Genomic DNA, 15,721 nt, shown 5'->3' with positions numbered 1-15,721 from the left:
CGTGGGGCAGTCAGTTGTTGCAAAGACGGAGCACTCCCGGGGAGCGCATATGCACATCAGGGGCGACCATGTCGAGCTGGTCGTCGGGGGCCGCCTCGACGTCCGGAGCGCGGCGGACGCCCGTACGGTCCTGCACTCGGCCGTCGACGACGGCGTCGGCGACCTGGTCCTGGACCTGACCGGTCTCGACTCCTGGGACGCGACCGGGCTCGGGGTCATCATGGGCGCACACCGCCGCGCAGGCCGCTGCGGGCGGCGCCTGGTGCTGCGCGGGGTACCGCCCCAGATGCAGCGCCTCCTGGTCGCGACCCGGCTTCACCGCATCCTCGCCATCGAGGGCGGCCTGGCGGCCGAGTCGCTGCCACGGGTGTGAACCGTCTGTGAAACGCTCGTGTGCATGTTCCCTTCTCCATCCTCGCGAGACCGTGACGTCTGGGGCGGGGTGGTACCCCGCCTGTTCCCGGATGGCGGAAGACGGTCTAGGGTTCGGCACGCCTGCCCATTGACGAACCCACTCGGCGGGCACCGGACCAGAAGCGGCAGCGAGCGTGCAGATCGGCCGGGAGGGGCTTCGGCGCGCACCGCTTTTGGGGGCTTTGATCATGGACCCGATGAACCGGGGGCCGGAAGACTTCGGCCACGACAACGAGGACGACGAGACCCGCGACCACCGCGGCGGCCTGCTGCCCGAACGCGTCCCGTCCACGCCCGCCCGGGCCCGCATCACCCGGCTCGTCTCGGGTGACCTGCTGCTCACCGTCAACCCCGTCGACGGCAGCGAGATCGAGGCGTGCCCGCCCGGTGAGCAGCCCGAGCCACCCCGCCGCCGCACCGCCGAGGAGCGCGCCGAGACGGCCCGCACCGCCACCCCGCCCGTGCCGCCCGGCCCCGCCGCGGTGCCCCATCCGCTGCTCGAACGACAGGACCCGCGCGACACGCTCGTCCGGCTCCTGTCCCAGGGCCGCTCCGTCCGGCTGACCGGACCCTCCGGCTCCGGCCGCACCACCCTCCTCGACACCGTCGCCGCCGACTGCGCCGGCCTCGCACCCGACGGCGTCGTCCGGCTCTCCGGTCTGAACCGCACCCCCACCGAGCTGCTGTACGAACTCTTCGCGGTGGTCGAGCACGCACCGGACCAGCGCCCCGACCGCACCGCGCTGCTCGCCGGAGTCGCAGGAATCGGCGCGGTCGTCGTCGTCGACGACCTCGAGTTCGGCGGCACCACCCTCGACGAACTCCTCACCGCCGCCCCTGAGTGCGCCTTCCTCTTCGGTGCCACGCCCGAGGTTCCCGGGGCCTCGCCCGGCGCGCACGTCGAGGAGGTGGGCCTCGCCGGGCTCGGCCGTGCCGCCGCCCTGGAGCTCCTGGAGAGCGTCGTCGGCCGACCGCTCACCGAGGACGAGGGCAACTGGGCCGGCGACCTGTGGTTCGAGTCCGAGGGCCTGCCGCTGCGTTTCGTCCAGGCCGGAGCCCTGCTCCGGCAGCGCGACCGGCTGCGGGTCACCCCGGCCGAGTTCGACGCCTTCGGAGCCCTCGACGAAGCCTTCGGGCCGGGCGCGGGCCTCTCCGCGGGCGACGCGGCTGACGCGGGCGACTCCGGCGACGACGAGCCCGCGGACGCCGTCGACGAGTCCGACGTCGAACTGCTCGACATACCCCTGCCCACCCTCGGCGAGGGTGCCGCCCCCGCCGCCCTGCTCGCCTCCCGGCTCAGCCGTTCCGCGCAGGACACCCTGCGCTTCGCCGTCGCCCTCGGCGGAGAGGTGCCGCACCAGGCGCACCTCCCCGCCCTCGTAGGCGACACCCACGCGGACGCCGCACTCGGCGAGCTGATGGACTGCGGACTGCTCTCCCCGGCCGGTGGCCGCTACCGGCTCGCCGCCGGCGTCCTGACCCAGCTCCTCGCCCAGGGATACGGCGAGGACACCGCCGAGCGCGCCCACACCGTCGCCCAGCACTACGCCTGGTGGGCCGGACACCCCTCCGTGACCCCCGCGCGCGCCGTCGCCGAGGCGGACGCCCTGATCGCGGCCCTGACCGCGCTCGTCCCGGGCACGGACCCCGAACACCCCGCCACCGCCGTCCTGCTCGCCCGCAGCGCCGCCCCCGCGTTCGCCGCCGGCTTGTACTGGGGTGCCTGGGAGCGGACGCTGCGCAGCGGACAGGAGGCCGCCCGGCTTGCCGGGGAGGTCGCGGAAGAGGCGTACTTCCACCACGAGTTGGGCGTCCTGGCCCTCTGCGGCGGAAACCTGGAACGGGCCCGCGCCGAACTCGAGGCATCCGTCGGCATGCGGGGCGTCCTCGCCGACAAGCGGGGCACCGTGGCCGGCCGGCGGGCGCTCGCCCTGGTCGCCGACCGTGTCGCGGGCCGGGTCCCCACCGATACGGAAGCGCCCACCGCCCGGCTCGGCGGCCCCGTCTCGCCGCCCCGGGGGACTCCCTCCGTCGCGATCGCCGCACTGCCCCCCGGCCCGTCCGCCGCCGTCACCAAGCCGGTCCGGCCCTTCCCGGACTTCGCCGACGGCCCGACCCTCGTCACCGGACCCGACCGGGCAGGGGAGGGCGACGGGAAGCCCCGGCCGGCCGGCCTCCGGGGAGTCGTCGCCGGGGCGCGGCGCAACATCGTCGCCGTCGGCACGGGAGCCCTGCTGGCCGCCGTGCTCGGCACGGTCGTGATCATCGGCGCCACATCCGGCAACGCCGACGATCCGGGCACCGGAAGGGTCACCTCCGACAGCACCGCCGACGAGACCGGCGACGACGGCCTGGACATCGACGAGCCCGCCGCCGACGACCCGGAGGACGAGCCGACCGGGTCGGCCTCTCCCAGCGTCTCCGCGTCGGCCTCCACCGGGCCGACCGGCACGGCGGCGACCCCGTCTTCCCCGGCGACCTCGACGAGCCCGAGCAGCCCCACCAAGGGGACGCCCGGCACCACACCGAGCAGCCCCGGCCCGACGACCAAGCCGCCGACGAGCCCCTCTTCGAGTCCGTCCGCGAGTCCGTCGACGAGCCCGAGTCCGTCCAGCCCGTCGCCCTCGCCCTCGGCGACGACGACATCACCGTCGCCGTCCGGAAGTACAGAGGGCGACAACCCCGGCAACTCCGCCTCGGCGACGCTGAGCGGCGGCCCGCCCGAGTCCACCGCCCCCTCCGACGGGGGTGCCCCCGCCTGACGGGCCGTCCGTCGTGTCACGACCGGACGCGGTACCGCTGCCGCGTCAGGCCCGGGTCTCGCTCCGGCACCCCGCGGATGCCGGGACAGCCCTCAGGGCCTGTCGGGTGGCCTTCGGTCGACAGGCCCTCAGATCCCCGCGGCCGAAGGCCACCCCGCCGGCTCTCAGAAGAGCCGCAGTTTGTCGTCCTCGATGCCGCGCAGCGCGTCGTAGTCGAGGACCACGCAGCCGATGCCCCGGTCCGTCGCGAGCACCCGCGCCTGCGGCTTGATCTCCTGGGCGGCGAAGACGCCCTTCACCGGCGCCAGGTGGGGGTCGCGGTTGAGCAGCTCCAGGTAGCGGGTCAGCTGCTCCACGCCGTCGATCTCGCCGCGGCGCTTGATCTCCACGGCGACGGTCGCGCCGTCGGCGTCCCGGCACAGGATGTCCACCGGACCGATCGCGGTCGGGTACTCGCGCCGGATCAGGGTGTGGCCCTCGCCGAGTGTCTCGATGCGGTCGGCGAGCAGTTCCTGGAGGTGCGCTTCCACGCCGTCCTTGATGAGACCCGGGTCGACGCCCAGTTCGTGCGAGGAGTCGTGGAGGATCTCCTCCATCGTGATGATCAGTTTCTCGCCCGCTTTGTTGATGACCGTCCAGATGCCCGCCTCGCCGTCGACGCCCTCCTTCAGGGTGCACGGCGGGGACATCCAGTTGAGCGGTTTGTACGCCCGGTCGTCCGCGTGGATGGAGACGCTGCCGTCTGCCTTGACCAGGATCAGACGGGGGGCGGAGGGCAGGTGGGCCGTGAGCCGGCCCGCGTAGTCCACGGAGCAGCGGGCGATGACGAGGCGCATGGTCGGCAACGCTACAAGACACATGCTCATCCGCGCGATTCGGCTGTTAACACCCGTCCCGCGCCCGTCGGTTATTGGCCGGTTGTGCTCTCAATCTCCTGGTGTGCTTCGGACGGCGCGCTTACCGTGGAAGCAGGAGGTCGTCGTCCGTGCACGCTGCGTGTTGCACGGGGGCTCCTTCATCCCTGCCCGTAAGACCCCGTCCGTCGGGGTCGCGAGAGGAGAACCCATGTCGCTCGACGTCTCACCGGCGCTGTTGGAACAGGCCGAGCGAGGCGAGGTCGACGAAGCCGACTTCGTCGACTGCGTCCGGACCTCCCTGCCCTACGCCTGGGAGATGATCAGTTCTCTGGTGGCCCAGCTGAAGGTCGACGGCGGCGAGTTCGCCGACAACCAGACGCCGCCGCCGAACGAGCAGGCACGTGGTCAGCTGCTGCGTGCACTGGCGAGCGACGCGATCCGTGGTGCGCTGCAGCGGCACTTCGGCGTGCGTCTGGCCTTCCAGAACTGCCACCGTGTGGCGGTGTTCCCGCTGGACCCGGCGGTTGACGAGCGGCTGGCCCGCTTCACCTCCGTACGGGGCCAACTGCTCAACCAGTCGCCGGAACTCCGCGACTGCTGAGGCACGGTGCTGCCGCTCCGCATCGCGGGACACACGAACGATGCGAGGTACTCCGGGGCGGCAGCATCCCCCGCGCGACGCCACGAGGCACCGTGTTCCCGCGCGCGTGCGCCTCATCCGAGCAGGGGCAGTACCTCCGCGCCCAGCCGCCGAACGTTCTCCTCGGTGGCGGCGAGGTCGCCCGAGCCCTCGGCGAGCAGGGCGAAGCGCGTGATGCCGGTGCGCTCCGAGGTCGCCGCGAGCCGGTCCGCCGCGAGCCGTGGTGTGCCCACGGGGTGCAGGGCGCACAGCAGTTCCGTGTACGCCACGGGGTCACGCATCGACCGGAGCCGGCCGTCCACGGTGACATGGGCGTCGAGGCCCTGCCGCAGCCAGCCGGGCATGGCCTTCACCAGGGCCTCGGAGGCGTCCGGACCGCGGTCCGCGATCTGGGCGACGCCCGCCGAGACGTGCCCGGCGCCGATCCGGGCGATCTCGTCCGGGTCGTACCCTGCCTCGCGCGCGCGACGCCGCCAGGCGGAGACCATCTCGGCCTTCTCCTCGTCGCCGCAGTGCATCCCGAGCAGCATCGGCAGGCCGCGCTCGGCGGCGAGCCGGACGCTGTGCGGGGAGGTGCAGGCCACGACCACCTCGGGGGCCGCGTCCCCGCCGATCAGCTCGTCCGGGCGCGGCACGACGGTCACCTCGCGGAAGGAGTACCGCTCGCCGGCGGCTCCCACCCGCTGCTCTGTCAACCAGCGCAGCAGCAGGTCGAGCGACTCGGGGAAGCCCTTCTCGTACGCCTCCAGGCCGCCGCCGAAGACCTCCAGGTCGACCCACGGACCGCCGCGTCCCACGCCGAGGGTGAACCGTCCCCCGGAGATGAGGTGCAGCAGCGCCGCCTGCTCGCCGAGTGCCACCGGATGGACGCTCGGCAGCACGCTGACCGCGGTGCCGACCCGGACGCGGCGTGTGCGGCCCAGCAGCAGCGCCGCCAGGGTCACGGCCGACGGACAGACGCCGTACGGAACGAAATGGTGCTCGGCCAGCCAGACCGAGTCGAGCCCCACCTCCTCGGCGGCCTCGGCGGTCCGTACCGCCCGGTGCAACGCCTCCCCCTGGCCCTGGCCCGGGAACTGGGCGGCCAGCACGAACATACCCACGCGCATCGCCTTCTGCCTCCTTGCGGCCGACGCGTTTCTCCCCCTCTGTATGGGCAACAACGTCTGACACGTGCCAAAGGCAACGGCCCGTCCCGAAGTTCTTGCGATTTTCCGCTAAGCCGTCCCGGAAGTGGGGCGGGGCGACCGTGTCGCGGCCCGTAGGCTTGTCGGAACCGTCCGTGTTCCCGGCCCCGTGAGGTGAGAGAGTGTCCCCGCGTCGCAACCGTCCCCAAGGCGGCGAGAAGCCCGATCCCCAGGGTGCGTCGGGCGACAGGTACGGCGGATCGCAGCGCAGCGAGTCCTGGCAGGGCGAGGAGTGGCTCGTCCGGCACGTGGCCGGAGCCAGCGGGCCCGGCAAGCGTTACCGCTGCCCCGGCTGTGACCAGGAGATCCCCGGGGGCGCCCCGCACGTGGTGGCCTGGCCCGAGTACGGGGGAGTGGACGACCGGCGGCACTGGCACAAGGCGTGCTGGAACGCGAAGGACCGCCGCACCACCCGGGTGCAGCGGTCCCGCAACGCGCCGCGCCACTGACACCGCCCCGGACCACGGCCTCGGCCTGGGCGTGCCGGCGGGGGGTCGTCAGACGTCGCGCCGGTTCAGCAGGGCGTAGGCGCCGCCCAGGGCGGCGGCGGTCACGGTCAGCAGGATCAGCACGGGTTCCCAGCCGGTCGGGCCCTCGCCGTTGAGGGTGGGCGTCTCGCTGTAGAGCGAGATCATCTGCGAGGGGATCGCGTAGGTCAGGAGCGCCTTCTGCACGGCCCTCATGGACTCCGAGAACATGAACATGGCGGCCACCAGCGGAAGCAGCAGCACGCCGATCATGACGGTGATCGCACCCGCCGAGTGCCGGATGACCGATCCGAGCGCGAGCGAGAGCAGACCGAGCAGCGCCGTGTAGAGACCGGCGCCGACGGTCGCCCGCAGCCACTCCGCGCCGGTCGGATCGACGGCGTCGACCATCGCCACCTGGATCGCGCCGACGACCGCGGTGACGACGGTGGTGAGAGTGAAGACGAGCAGGAAGAAGACGATCGCCTTGGCGGTCAGCACCCGGGTCCGGCTCGGGCAGGCCGTCAGCGTGGTGCGGATCATGCCCGTGCCGTACTCGGAGGCGATCGTCAGCACGCCGAGCGTGATCACGCAGATCGAACCGGGCAGCATGCCGAAGAAGCCGAGGCCGAGCGCCGACGCGTCCTCGGTGTCGGGAGCGTTGGCGGCGACGAGCGCGCCGACGCCCAGCCCGATGCCGAGCATCAGCAGCACCATCACACCGAGCGTCCACATCGTGGAGCGCACCGAACGGATCTTGGTCCATTCCGAGGCGAGGGCGTCACCGAGGTGCGCCCTGCGGACCGGAATGGGCGAGACGTACGAGTGGGGGGTGGTCATCGGGGGTCCTCGGGCTTCGGGGCGGGCTCGCTCTGCGTCGCGTACGGGTTCTGTCCGGGCGGCGGCGGGGCGTACCAGTCCTGCTGCGGGACCTCGGGTACGACGTACCCAGGCTGCGGGGCGGGCGGCAGGTGCGCCGGACGGGGCTGCTCGAGATGGGCCAGCCGATCCTCGGTGGAGCGGTAGTCCACGGCGCCCTGCGTCATGCGCATGTACGCCTCCTCCAGCGACGCCTGGTGCGGGGACAGCTCCCAGAGTCGTACGTCCGCCTGGTGTGCCACGTCGCTGATCCGCGGCAGCGGGAGCCCGGTCACCCGCAGCGCCCCGTCCGGCTCGGACATCACCCGGCCGCCGGCCTCGGTGAGCGCGGTGGTCAGCTTCTCCCGTTGCTGGGGTTCCGTCTGCGGCGTCCGTACCCGCGCGAAGTCCGCCGAGTTCGCGGAGATGAAGTCCTTGACGCTCATGTCGGCGAGCAGCTGCCCGCGGCCGATCACGATCAGGTGGTCGGCGGTCAGCGCCATCTCGCTCATGAGGTGGCTGGAGACGAAGACGGTCCGGCCCTCGGAGGCCAGCTTCTTCATCAGGTTGCGGACCCAGAGGATGCCCTCGGGGTCCAGGCCGTTGACCGGTTCGTCGAAGAGCAGGACCTGCGGGTCGCCGAGGAGGGCCGCCGCGATGCCGAGACGCTGCCCCATGCCGAGCGAGAAGCCCTTCGAGCGGCGCTTGGCCACATCCTGCAGTCCGACGACCCCGAGCACCTCGTCGACCCGCTGCGCCGGGATGCCGGCGAGCTGGGCGAGCGAGAGCAGGTGGCTGCGGGCGCTGCGCCCGCCGTGCACCGCCTTGGCGTCGAGCAGGGCACCGACCTGCCGGGGCGCGTTCGGCAGCTCCCGGAAGGGGTGCCCGCCGATCGTGACGTGGCCGGCCGTCGGCCGGTCGAGGCCGAGGATCATGCGCATCGTCGTCGACTTGCCGGAGCCGTTGGGCCCGAGGAAGCCGGTGACGGTCCCCGGGCGTACGTGGAAGGAAAGGTTGTACACGGCCGTCTTGGCGCCGTAGCGCTTCGTCAGGCCGACTGCCTCGATCATTCTCCAGCCCCATCGACAGGTCAGGTCCTCGTCGGGGCCGTGGCCTGCGGCCGGAGCCCCCCGTATGACCTAGGAGCCTATCGAGCCGTCGACGGTTCCGGCGAAGTTCGAACTGATGAGCGATGCGGGGCGCGCGGCCGGCGCGCGCCCCGGAGCCCGGCACCGGCCACCCGACAGGCTCTCAGGCGTCCCGCTTCTTCAGGACCGCGTAGCCGCCCAGCAGCGCCGCCGCGACCCAGAGCAGCATGATGCCCAGACCACCCCACGGACCGTACGGGGCCTCCTCGGAGTTCAGGGCGTCCGGGACGACCTGCATGATCTTGGAACCCGCCTGGTCCGGGAAGTACCGCGCGACCTCCTTGGCCTTCGGGACCGCGGACAGGATCTGCGAGACCAGGAAGAAGAACGGAACCAGGATGCCGAGCGAGAGCATGGAGGAGCGCAGCATCGTCGCCACGCCCATCGAGAACAGCGCGATCAGCCCCATGTAGAGCCCGCCCCCGACCACCGCCCGCAGCACGTTGTCCGCGCCGAGGGTCGTGCGGTGCTCGCCGAGCAGCGCCTGTCCCAGGAAGAAGGAGAGGAAGCTGGTCGCCAGGCCCACTCCCAGGGCCAGGGCGCCCGCCACGGCGATCTTGCTGAAGAGGAAGCTCGCGCGCTGGGGGACCGCCGCGAGCGAGGTGCGGATCATGCCCGAGGAGTACTCGGTGCCGACCACCAGGACACCGAAGACGACCATCGCCAGCTGGCCGAGGACCAGACCGGAGAAACTGACGAAGGTCGGGTCGAAGGTGGCCTGCTCGGCCTCCGACAGGTCGTCGAAGGTGGACTTCAGCAGCGCGCACAGGGCCGCGCTCATCGCCACGGTCACCAGCAGCGCGCTGGCCAGTGTCCAGACGGTCGAAGAGACCGTACGGATCTTGGTCCACTCCGACCGGAGGACCGCGGATACCGCTGCCATCGTTCAGGCTCCCTTGGTGGTGTCGCCCCAGCGGGGGCCCGCGGCGGCCGGAGCGGCCGCGCCGTGTACGTCGGTGCCGTGCGCGTGGTATTCCACCGCGCCGGCGGTCATCTGCATGAACGCCTCCTCCAGCGAGGCCCGCTGAGCACTCAGCTCGTGCAGGACCAGCTGGTTCTCGGCGGCCAGTTCGCCCAGCTTCTCCGTGGTCGCGCCGTCGACCTCCAGAGTGCCGCCCCCGGCCTCGACGGCGGTGAAGCCGTTGGCCTGCAGGACGTCGCGGAGACTCTCCTGTTGCGGCGAGCGCAGGCGCACGTAACTGCGGGAATTCTGCTGGATGAAATCGGCCATCGAGGTGTCGGCGAGCAGTTTCCCCTGACCGATCACGATCAGATGATCGGCTGTCAGGGCCATTTCACTCATCAGATGGCTGGAAACGAAGATCGTCCGGCCCTCGGCGGCCAGCGCCTTCATAAGATTGCGGATCCAGTGAATTCCCTCGGGGTCCAGACCATTGACGGGTTCGTCGAACATCAGGATCTCGGGATCGCCGAGCAGCGCCGAGGCGATTCCCAGTCGCTGCCCCATACCCAGCGAGAAGCCCTTCGACTTCTTCTTCGCCACCTGCGTCAGCCCGACCAGATCGAGCACCTCGCCGACCCGGCTCGCCGGGATGCGGTTCGACTGCGCGAGACACAGCAGGTTGTTGTAGGCGGACCGGCCGCCGTGCATCGCCTTGGCGTCGAGCAGCGCCCCGATGTACTTCAGCGGCTCCTGCAGCTCCCGGTAGTGCTTCCCGTCGATCCGGACCGTCCCGCTCGTCGGGTTGTCCAGATCGAGCATCATGCGCATCGTGGTCGACTTGCCCGCGCCGTTGGGCCCCAGGAAGCCGGTCACCACCCCCGGCCGCACCTGGAAGGAAAGCCGGTCCACCGCCGTCTTCGTCCCGAATCGTTTCGTCAGGGCCTCGAGCTCGATCATGGGAACAACCTACGGGTGCGCGAAACCCCCCGCCACTGATATGGCGGGGGGATTTCCGGCTGTTCGTCGCTCAGCGGGAGGGGGACCGGACCGGCGACCGCCTCACGGCCGACGGCGTCGGTGCGACGACGTCACCGCGACTGCTGGGCCGGGACACCGCGGGTGGCCGACTCGTCGTCGATCGGCGAGCCCGCCGCCGCCACCGCGGCACCGGTCAGCGTGGCCAGCATCTCGCGGACGTTGGTCAGCTGCGCGTTGATCGAGTCGCGCCGGTTCGTCAGCGCCGCCAGCTCGCGCTCCGATTCCGAACGGATCCGGTCGGCCTTGGCGTTCGCGTCGGCCACGATGTCCTCGGCCTGCCGCTGCGCGGTCTCCACCGTCTGGCGGGCCCGGCGCTCCGCGTCCGTACGGAGCTTCTCGGCCTCCAGCCGCAGCTGCTCGGCGCGGTGCTCGATCTCGGCGAGGCGCTTCTCGGCCTTCGCCTGACGCGAGGCGAGGTCGCGCTCCGACTGCTCGCGGCGCTTGGCGAGGTTCGTCTCGAAGTCCGCGGCGGCCTGGGCGGCCTTGGCGCGGGTCTCCTCGAAGAGGGCGTCCGCCTCCTCCCGCTTCGACTGCGCGTCCTTCTGGGCCTCGGCGCGCAGCGAGTTGGCCTCACCCTGTGCCTTCTCGACGATCCGGACGCCCTCGTCGTCGGCCTTCGCCTTGCGGTCCGCGGCGAAGGACTCGGCGTCGTTGCGCACCTGCTGGGCGGCCGACTCGGCCAGCTCGCGGTGCTGCTCGGCGGCGCGGCGGGCCTCCTCGCGCAGGTCCTTCGCCTCCTCCTCCGCCAGCCGCAGGATCTTCTCGACACGGGCACCGAGACCGGCGTACGACGGCTCCGCGTCGGAGACCTGGGCCTGGGCGTTCTGCGTCTCGAGGTGGAGCTCCTCGATGCGCTTTTCCAGAGAGGTGATTCGGGACAGAGCACTGTCACGGTCGGCGACGAGCTTGGTAATGCGGTCGTCCACCTGACCGCGGTCGTAACCACGCCGCACGAGCTCGAAGCCGAAGGGGGAGGAAGTGTCGCTCATGGGGTTCCTGTCGAATGAGACCGGTGAGGTGATAGAGGGAATCCTAGGGGCCGAAGCGGCGTGTCATCGAGCGGATGTCGGTTTGATCTGGAGAATGTCCAGCCTTTTGAGTGGCTAGCCCTCGGAAGACTTGCCACTCGAACGTGTAACCCCCGCGGAAGCACCCGCCTTCACCCCGTCCTTCGTCCCGGTGGGCGCCTCGAAAGACTCCAACGCCTCGAGGACGTCCTGGACACGGGAGATCTCGGCATTGATGTCCTCGCGGCGGCGTACCAGCACGTCGAGGTCATGCTTGCCCTCCGAGCGCATCCGCTCCGCCTCGGCCTCCGCCTCCGCCTTGATCTTCTGCGCCTCGCCGATGAGCGAGGCCTTCTTCTGCTCGGCCTCCTTGAGCAGCGCCTCCGCCTTGCGGACGGCGGCGATACGCACCTTGCTCGCCTCGGAGCTCGCCTCGGACACGAGCTCCTTGGCCTTCGCCTCGGCCTCGGCCCGCTGCTCGGTCGCCGCCTTCACCAGCTTGTCGACGCGCTCGCCGGCAGTCTTCATCTGCTCGGCGGTCTCCCGCCGCGCCCGCTCGTGCAGCTCCTCGATCTCGCCCTCGATCCGGCCGCGGAGCTCCTCCGCCCGCTCCCTTATGGCCGTCGCGTCCCTGCGCGCGCCCACCAGGAGTTCGTCCGCGTCCGTCCTCGCCTTCTCCACGAGGGAGTTGCCGTCCACGGTCGCCTCGGAGACGATCCGCTCGGCCTCCTTGCGGGCGGCGCCGACCATCGTGTCCGCCTGCGACTCGGCCTCGGTGGCCGCGCGCAGCGCCTCCTCCTGGGCCTTCGCCATCAGCTGGTCGGCCTGCTCGGCGGCGTCGGCACGCCGCTTGGCGCCGGCCTCGCGCGCCTCGTCCAGCGTGCGGTCCGCCTCGGCGCGGGCCTCCGCCCGCATCCGCTCCGCCGCCGCCTCGGCATCCGCGCCGGCCCGTTCGGCCTCGTCGGCGATCCGCTCGGCGGTCTGCTGCGCGCGGGCCACCTCGTCCGCGGCCTCGGCCCGCAGCAGCCCGGCCTCCTTTGACGCCTCGGCCCGCGTCCGCTCGGCCTGACGCGCCGCCTCGGCGCTGATCCGCTCGGCCTCGCCGGTGGCTTCGGCGATGAGCTGGTCGGCCTGTTCGGCGGCGTCCGTGCGGCGCTTGTCGGCGGCTTTGCGGGCGTCGTCGAGGACCTGTTCGGCGTCGCTGAGCGCGGCGGTGCGCAGCGCCTCCGCGTGGGCCTCGCCGTCCGCCTTGACCTGCTCGGCCTCACCGCGTAGCCGCAGCGCGTCCTGCTCGGCGCTCTCCAGCAGCTCGGCGGCCTCGATGGTGACCCGGTCCGCCTCGCCGGTGGCTTCGGCGATGAGCTGGTCGGCCTGTTCGGCGGCGTCCGTGCGGCGCTTGTCGGCGGCTTTGCGGGCGTCGTCGAGGACCCGTTCGGCGTCGCTGAGCGCGGCGGTGCGCAGCGCCTCGACGTGGGCCTCGCCGTCCGCCTTGACCTGCTCGGCCTCCGTCAGCAGATCCGACACCTCGGCCGTGACCCGGTCGGCTTCCGCCGTCGCCTCGGCGACCAGCCGATCGGCCTGGGCCGCGGCCTCGGAACGGATGCGGTTGGCGTCCGCGCGGGCGTCCGCGCGACTGCGGGACGCGTCCTGCTCGGCCGCCGCCAGCGAGTCCGACGCCTCGGTCCGCACCCGCTGGGCGTACTCGGCTGTGTCCGCGCGGAGCTTGTCCGACTCCGCGATCGCGTCCGCCACCGTCCGGTCGGCCAGTGCCTTCGCCGCCGCGGACTCCTCCTGCACCCGGGTCCGGACCCGGTCGGCGTCCTCGGTGGCGCGTTCCCGCTCCTCGTACGCGTCGGCGCGGACCCGGTCCGCCTCCTCCCGCGCCTCGGTCCGGGTGCGGTCCGCGGCGTGCTCGGCGGCGCTGCGCAGTCCGGCGATCTCCTCCTCGGCCTGTTCCTGGAGCCCGGCGACGGAGTCCCGCACCTGCTGCGCGGTCTGCTCGGCGGCCGACACCAGCTCGGTCGCCCGTCCCTCGGCCTCCTCGACCAGACGCTGTGCCTCGGTCTGTGCCTCCTCGACCCGCTTGCGGGCGGAGGAGAGCAGTTCCTCGGACTGCTCGCGGGCGTTCTCGCGCTCCCGGTCCGCCTCGGAACGGGCCGAGTCGAGGGTCTCCTCGGCCTCCCGGCGCCGCCGGTTGGCCTCCTCCTGGGCGGCGCCCAGCGCCTCGGCGGCCTCGGTGGCCACCCGCTCGGCCGCGGCGGCGGCCTCGGCGCGGACCCGGTCCGCGGTCTCCTGCGCCTCCGACCTCAGCCGCTCGGCCTCGTCGGACGCCTCCTTGCGCAGCCGGACGGCCGCGCTCTCCGCCTCGGCGCGCGTGGTGGACGCGTCCGAAGCGGCCTCGGAGCGCAGCCGCTCGGCCTCCTCCTCGGCCTGGGCCCGGAGCGTGCGGATGCGTTCGGCGGCCTCGGAGCGCAGCCGCTCGGTGTCCTCGGTGGCCTCGCGCCGGATGCGGTCGCTCTCCGCGCGGGCGTCGGTGAGGGCCCGCTCGGCGTTCTCGAGCCGGGAGGCGGCCTCGGAGTGCAGCCGGGAGAGTTCCTCGCCGGCCTCCGCGTGCCGTGCCTCGACGGCCCGCTCGGCCTCCTCGCGCAGTTCCGCCGCGGCCCGTTCGGCGGACTCCTTGACCTCCTGCGCCTGCTCCTCGGCCTCGGCGCGCATCCGCTCGGCCTCGGCGCGGGTGCGCTCCAGGGTCTCCTCGGCCTGGGTGCGCAGTGTCTGGGCGCGCGCCATGGCCTCGGCGCGGACCCGGTCACCGTCCGCGCCCGCGCTGGTGCGCAGCTCGTCGGCGTCCGAGCGGGCCTTGGTCAGCAGCTCCTCGGCCTTGCGCGCGGCCTCCTCGATCTGCTGGACGGCCTCGCGCCGGGCCTCGCCGCGGATGCGCTCGCCCTCGGCGATCGCCTCGGCGCGCAGCTGCTCGGCCTCGCCGCGCAGGCGGCGCGCCTCCTCCTGGAGCTCGACCGTCTTGGCGCGGTACTCCTTGGTGTCGTCCTTGGCCGAGCCCAGGACCTCGCCGGCCTGCTCCTCGGCCTGGGCACGCAGTCGGTCGGCCTCGGTCTCCGCCTCCCGGCGGATCCGCTCGGCCTCCTCGGACGCCTTCCGGGTGGTCTCGCGAGCGTCCTCGGACGCCTTGGTGAGGACCTCCTCGGCGGACCGGGCGGCCTTGGCGAGCGCGGCGGCGGAGTCCTCGGCGGCGACCGTACGGGCCTTCTCGGACGCCTCCGCGACCAGCTTCTCGGCGGCGGTGGTCGCTTCGCGGAGTTTCTCCTCGGCCTCCGACTTGAGGGCCTCGGCCTCCTTGGTGGCCTCGCCGACGAGCCGGGCGATCTCCGCCTTCGCCGTCCTGGAGCGCTGCTCGTTGGCCGACTCGGCGGAGCTCAGCGTCCGGGTGGCCTGCTCCTTGGCCTCGGTCAGTGCCTTCTCGGCCTCCGCGCGGGCCTCGCGGAGCCTCTCCTCCGCCTCCTGCATCCGCTTCTCGGCGGCGCGGGACAGCTCGGTGGCCTGCCGGCGGGCCTGGTCGCTCTCGGCGGTGGTGGCCGAGCGGAGCCGCTCGGCGTGGCTGGTCGCCTCCTGGGCCTGGGTGGAGGCCGCGTCCAGGAGCCGCTCGGCGTCCCGGCGGGCACGGAGGAGAATCGCCTCGGCCTCGGCACGGGCGGCCTCCGCCTCGGAGCCGACCCGCTGGCGGGTCTCCTCGGCGAGCCGGGTGGTCTCGGCGCGTGCCTGGGCGAGGGACTGCTCGGCCTCGGCGCGGGACTCCTCCATCAGCCGGCGGGCCTGGGACTCCGTGCGGGCGCGCAGCTGCTCGGCCCAGGCGACGTTCTCGTTGACGTGCGCCTCGACGGTCTGGCGGCGTTCGGCCAACTCCTGGTCGAGGCGCTGCCGCCGCTGGACGGCCTCGGCGTGCAGCTCGGCCTGGAGGCGGGCCTGGTGCTCGGCGTGCTCCTGGAGGATGCGCTGGGTCTGGGCGCGGGCCTCGCGCAGTTCGCGCTCGGCGTCCTGCCGCAGCTGTTCGGCCTGGGCCTGCGCGTTGCGGAGCAGCTGTTCGGCCTGGTAGCCGATGTCCGCGCTGTCGTACGCGGGCCGGGAAGCGATCGTGCGGCGCGCTTCGTGGAGCTTGGCGCGCAAGACCTCGACCTGGTAACCGAGGTCCTCGGCGTGCTGGACGGCCTTCTCCCGCTCGGTCCTCAGCCGGTCCATCTCGGCTTCGAACCGCGAAAGATGGTCGTCTTCAGCTCGGTGGCTCTCCTGGCGTTCGTAGCCCCGCACTGCGCGGTCCCATCCGTCCCCTGGTCGCAACACTCCACTGAGAACCGTTCCCCGGCGAACGGGCCCCCCGGGGAATGGTGGCAGATCGAATACCCCGACTCCGACGCCGCATGGCACGC

12 protein-coding genes are annotated in these 15,721 nt (G+C 72.7%); 4 read left to right on the top strand and 8 right to left on the bottom strand.

The window, feature by feature from the left end:
• Window positions 1-49: 49 nt before the first annotated feature.
• Together OG393_RS08890 and OG393_RS08885 are read left to right on the top strand one after the other, a co-directional pair.
• A complete protein-coding gene (locus tag OG393_RS08890; RefSeq protein WP_024761898.1) occupies window positions 50-373 on the top strand; it encodes an STAS domain-containing protein in 324 nt (107 codons plus the stop codon).
• A gap of 229 nt (window positions 374-602) precedes the next feature.
• Window positions 603-3,176 carry an ATP-binding protein gene (locus OG393_RS08885; protein WP_327374089.1) on the top strand — a complete coding sequence of 858 codons (2,574 nt, stop codon included), beginning with the start codon at window positions 603-605 and terminating at the stop codon, window positions 3,174-3,176.
• A gap of 164 nt (window positions 3,177-3,340) precedes the next feature.
• On the opposite strand, the gene nucS is transcribed toward OG393_RS08885, so the two are convergent.
• Window positions 3,341-4,012: an endonuclease NucS gene (gene nucS / locus OG393_RS08880; RefSeq protein ID WP_327374087.1), complete on the bottom strand. Its 672-nt coding sequence runs from the start codon at window positions 4,010-4,012 to the stop codon at window positions 3,341-3,343.
• A 229-nt stretch (window positions 4,013-4,241) separates the two neighbouring features.
• On the opposite strand from nucS, the gene OG393_RS08875 reads away from it, so the two are divergent.
• The gene (locus OG393_RS08875; protein WP_017236120.1) at window positions 4,242-4,634 is read left to right on the top strand and encodes an SCO5389 family protein; all 393 of its coding nucleotides are present in this window, start codon (window positions 4,242-4,244) and stop codon (window positions 4,632-4,634) included.
• A 113-nt stretch (window positions 4,635-4,747) separates the two neighbouring features.
• On the opposite strand, the gene OG393_RS08870 is transcribed toward OG393_RS08875, so the two are convergent.
• Entirely contained in the window at window positions 4,748-5,782 is a 1,035-nt protein-coding gene (locus tag OG393_RS08870) for an LLM class flavin-dependent oxidoreductase (protein ID WP_327374086.1), read from the bottom strand.
• Window positions 5,783-5,982: 200 nt separating this feature from the next.
• Here OG393_RS08870 and OG393_RS08865 point away from each other — a divergent pair, with 200 nt between their 5' ends.
• Window positions 5,983-6,309 carry an ATP/GTP-binding protein gene (locus tag OG393_RS08865; RefSeq protein ID WP_327374085.1) on the top strand — a complete coding sequence of 109 codons (327 nt, stop codon included), beginning with the start codon at window positions 5,983-5,985 and terminating at the stop codon, window positions 6,307-6,309.
• 48 nt (window positions 6,310-6,357) lie between these two features.
• Here the strand turns inward: OG393_RS08865 and OG393_RS08860 are convergent, their stop codons facing one another.
• From OG393_RS08860 to scy, 6 genes are all read right to left on the bottom strand, one after another.
• Window positions 6,358-7,167, bottom strand: coding sequence for an ABC transporter permease subunit (locus OG393_RS08860; protein ID WP_327374084.1), 810 nt, complete (start codon window positions 7,165-7,167; stop codon window positions 6,358-6,360).
• Complete coding sequence (locus OG393_RS08855) at window positions 7,164-8,255, bottom strand: ABC transporter ATP-binding protein (protein ID WP_327374083.1); 1,092 nt, start codon at window positions 8,253-8,255, stop codon at window positions 7,164-7,166. The genes OG393_RS08860 and OG393_RS08855 overlap by 4 nt, the downstream gene beginning before the upstream one ends.
• A 181-nt stretch (window positions 8,256-8,436) precedes the next feature.
• Complete coding sequence (locus OG393_RS08850) at window positions 8,437-9,216, bottom strand: ABC transporter permease (protein ID WP_327374082.1); 780 nt, start codon at window positions 9,214-9,216, stop codon at window positions 8,437-8,439.
• A 3-nt stretch (window positions 9,217-9,219) separates the two neighbouring features.
• The gene (locus tag OG393_RS08845) at window positions 9,220-10,194 is read right to left on the bottom strand and encodes an ABC transporter ATP-binding protein (protein ID WP_327374081.1); all 975 of its coding nucleotides are present in this window, start codon (window positions 10,192-10,194) and stop codon (window positions 9,220-9,222) included.
• Between the two features lie 131 nt (window positions 10,195-10,325).
• Window positions 10,326-11,264 (bottom strand): cellulose-binding protein, encoded by a 939-nt coding sequence (locus OG393_RS08840; RefSeq protein ID WP_327374080.1) that lies wholly within the window; start codon window positions 11,262-11,264, stop codon window positions 10,326-10,328.
• 114 nt (window positions 11,265-11,378) lie between these two features.
• A complete protein-coding gene (scy, locus tag OG393_RS08835; RefSeq protein WP_327374079.1) occupies window positions 11,379-15,602 on the bottom strand; it encodes a polarized growth protein Scy in 4,224 nt (1,407 codons plus the stop codon).
• Window positions 15,603-15,721: the final 119 nt, after the last annotated feature.

It is taken from the genome of Streptomyces sp. NBC_01216 (assembly GCF_035994945.1).
GTDB lineage: Bacteria > Actinomycetota > Actinomycetes > Streptomycetales > Streptomycetaceae > Streptomyces.
Note: the sequence above shows the minus strand (reverse complement) of the source record. Positions and strands in the feature narration are given on the sequence as shown.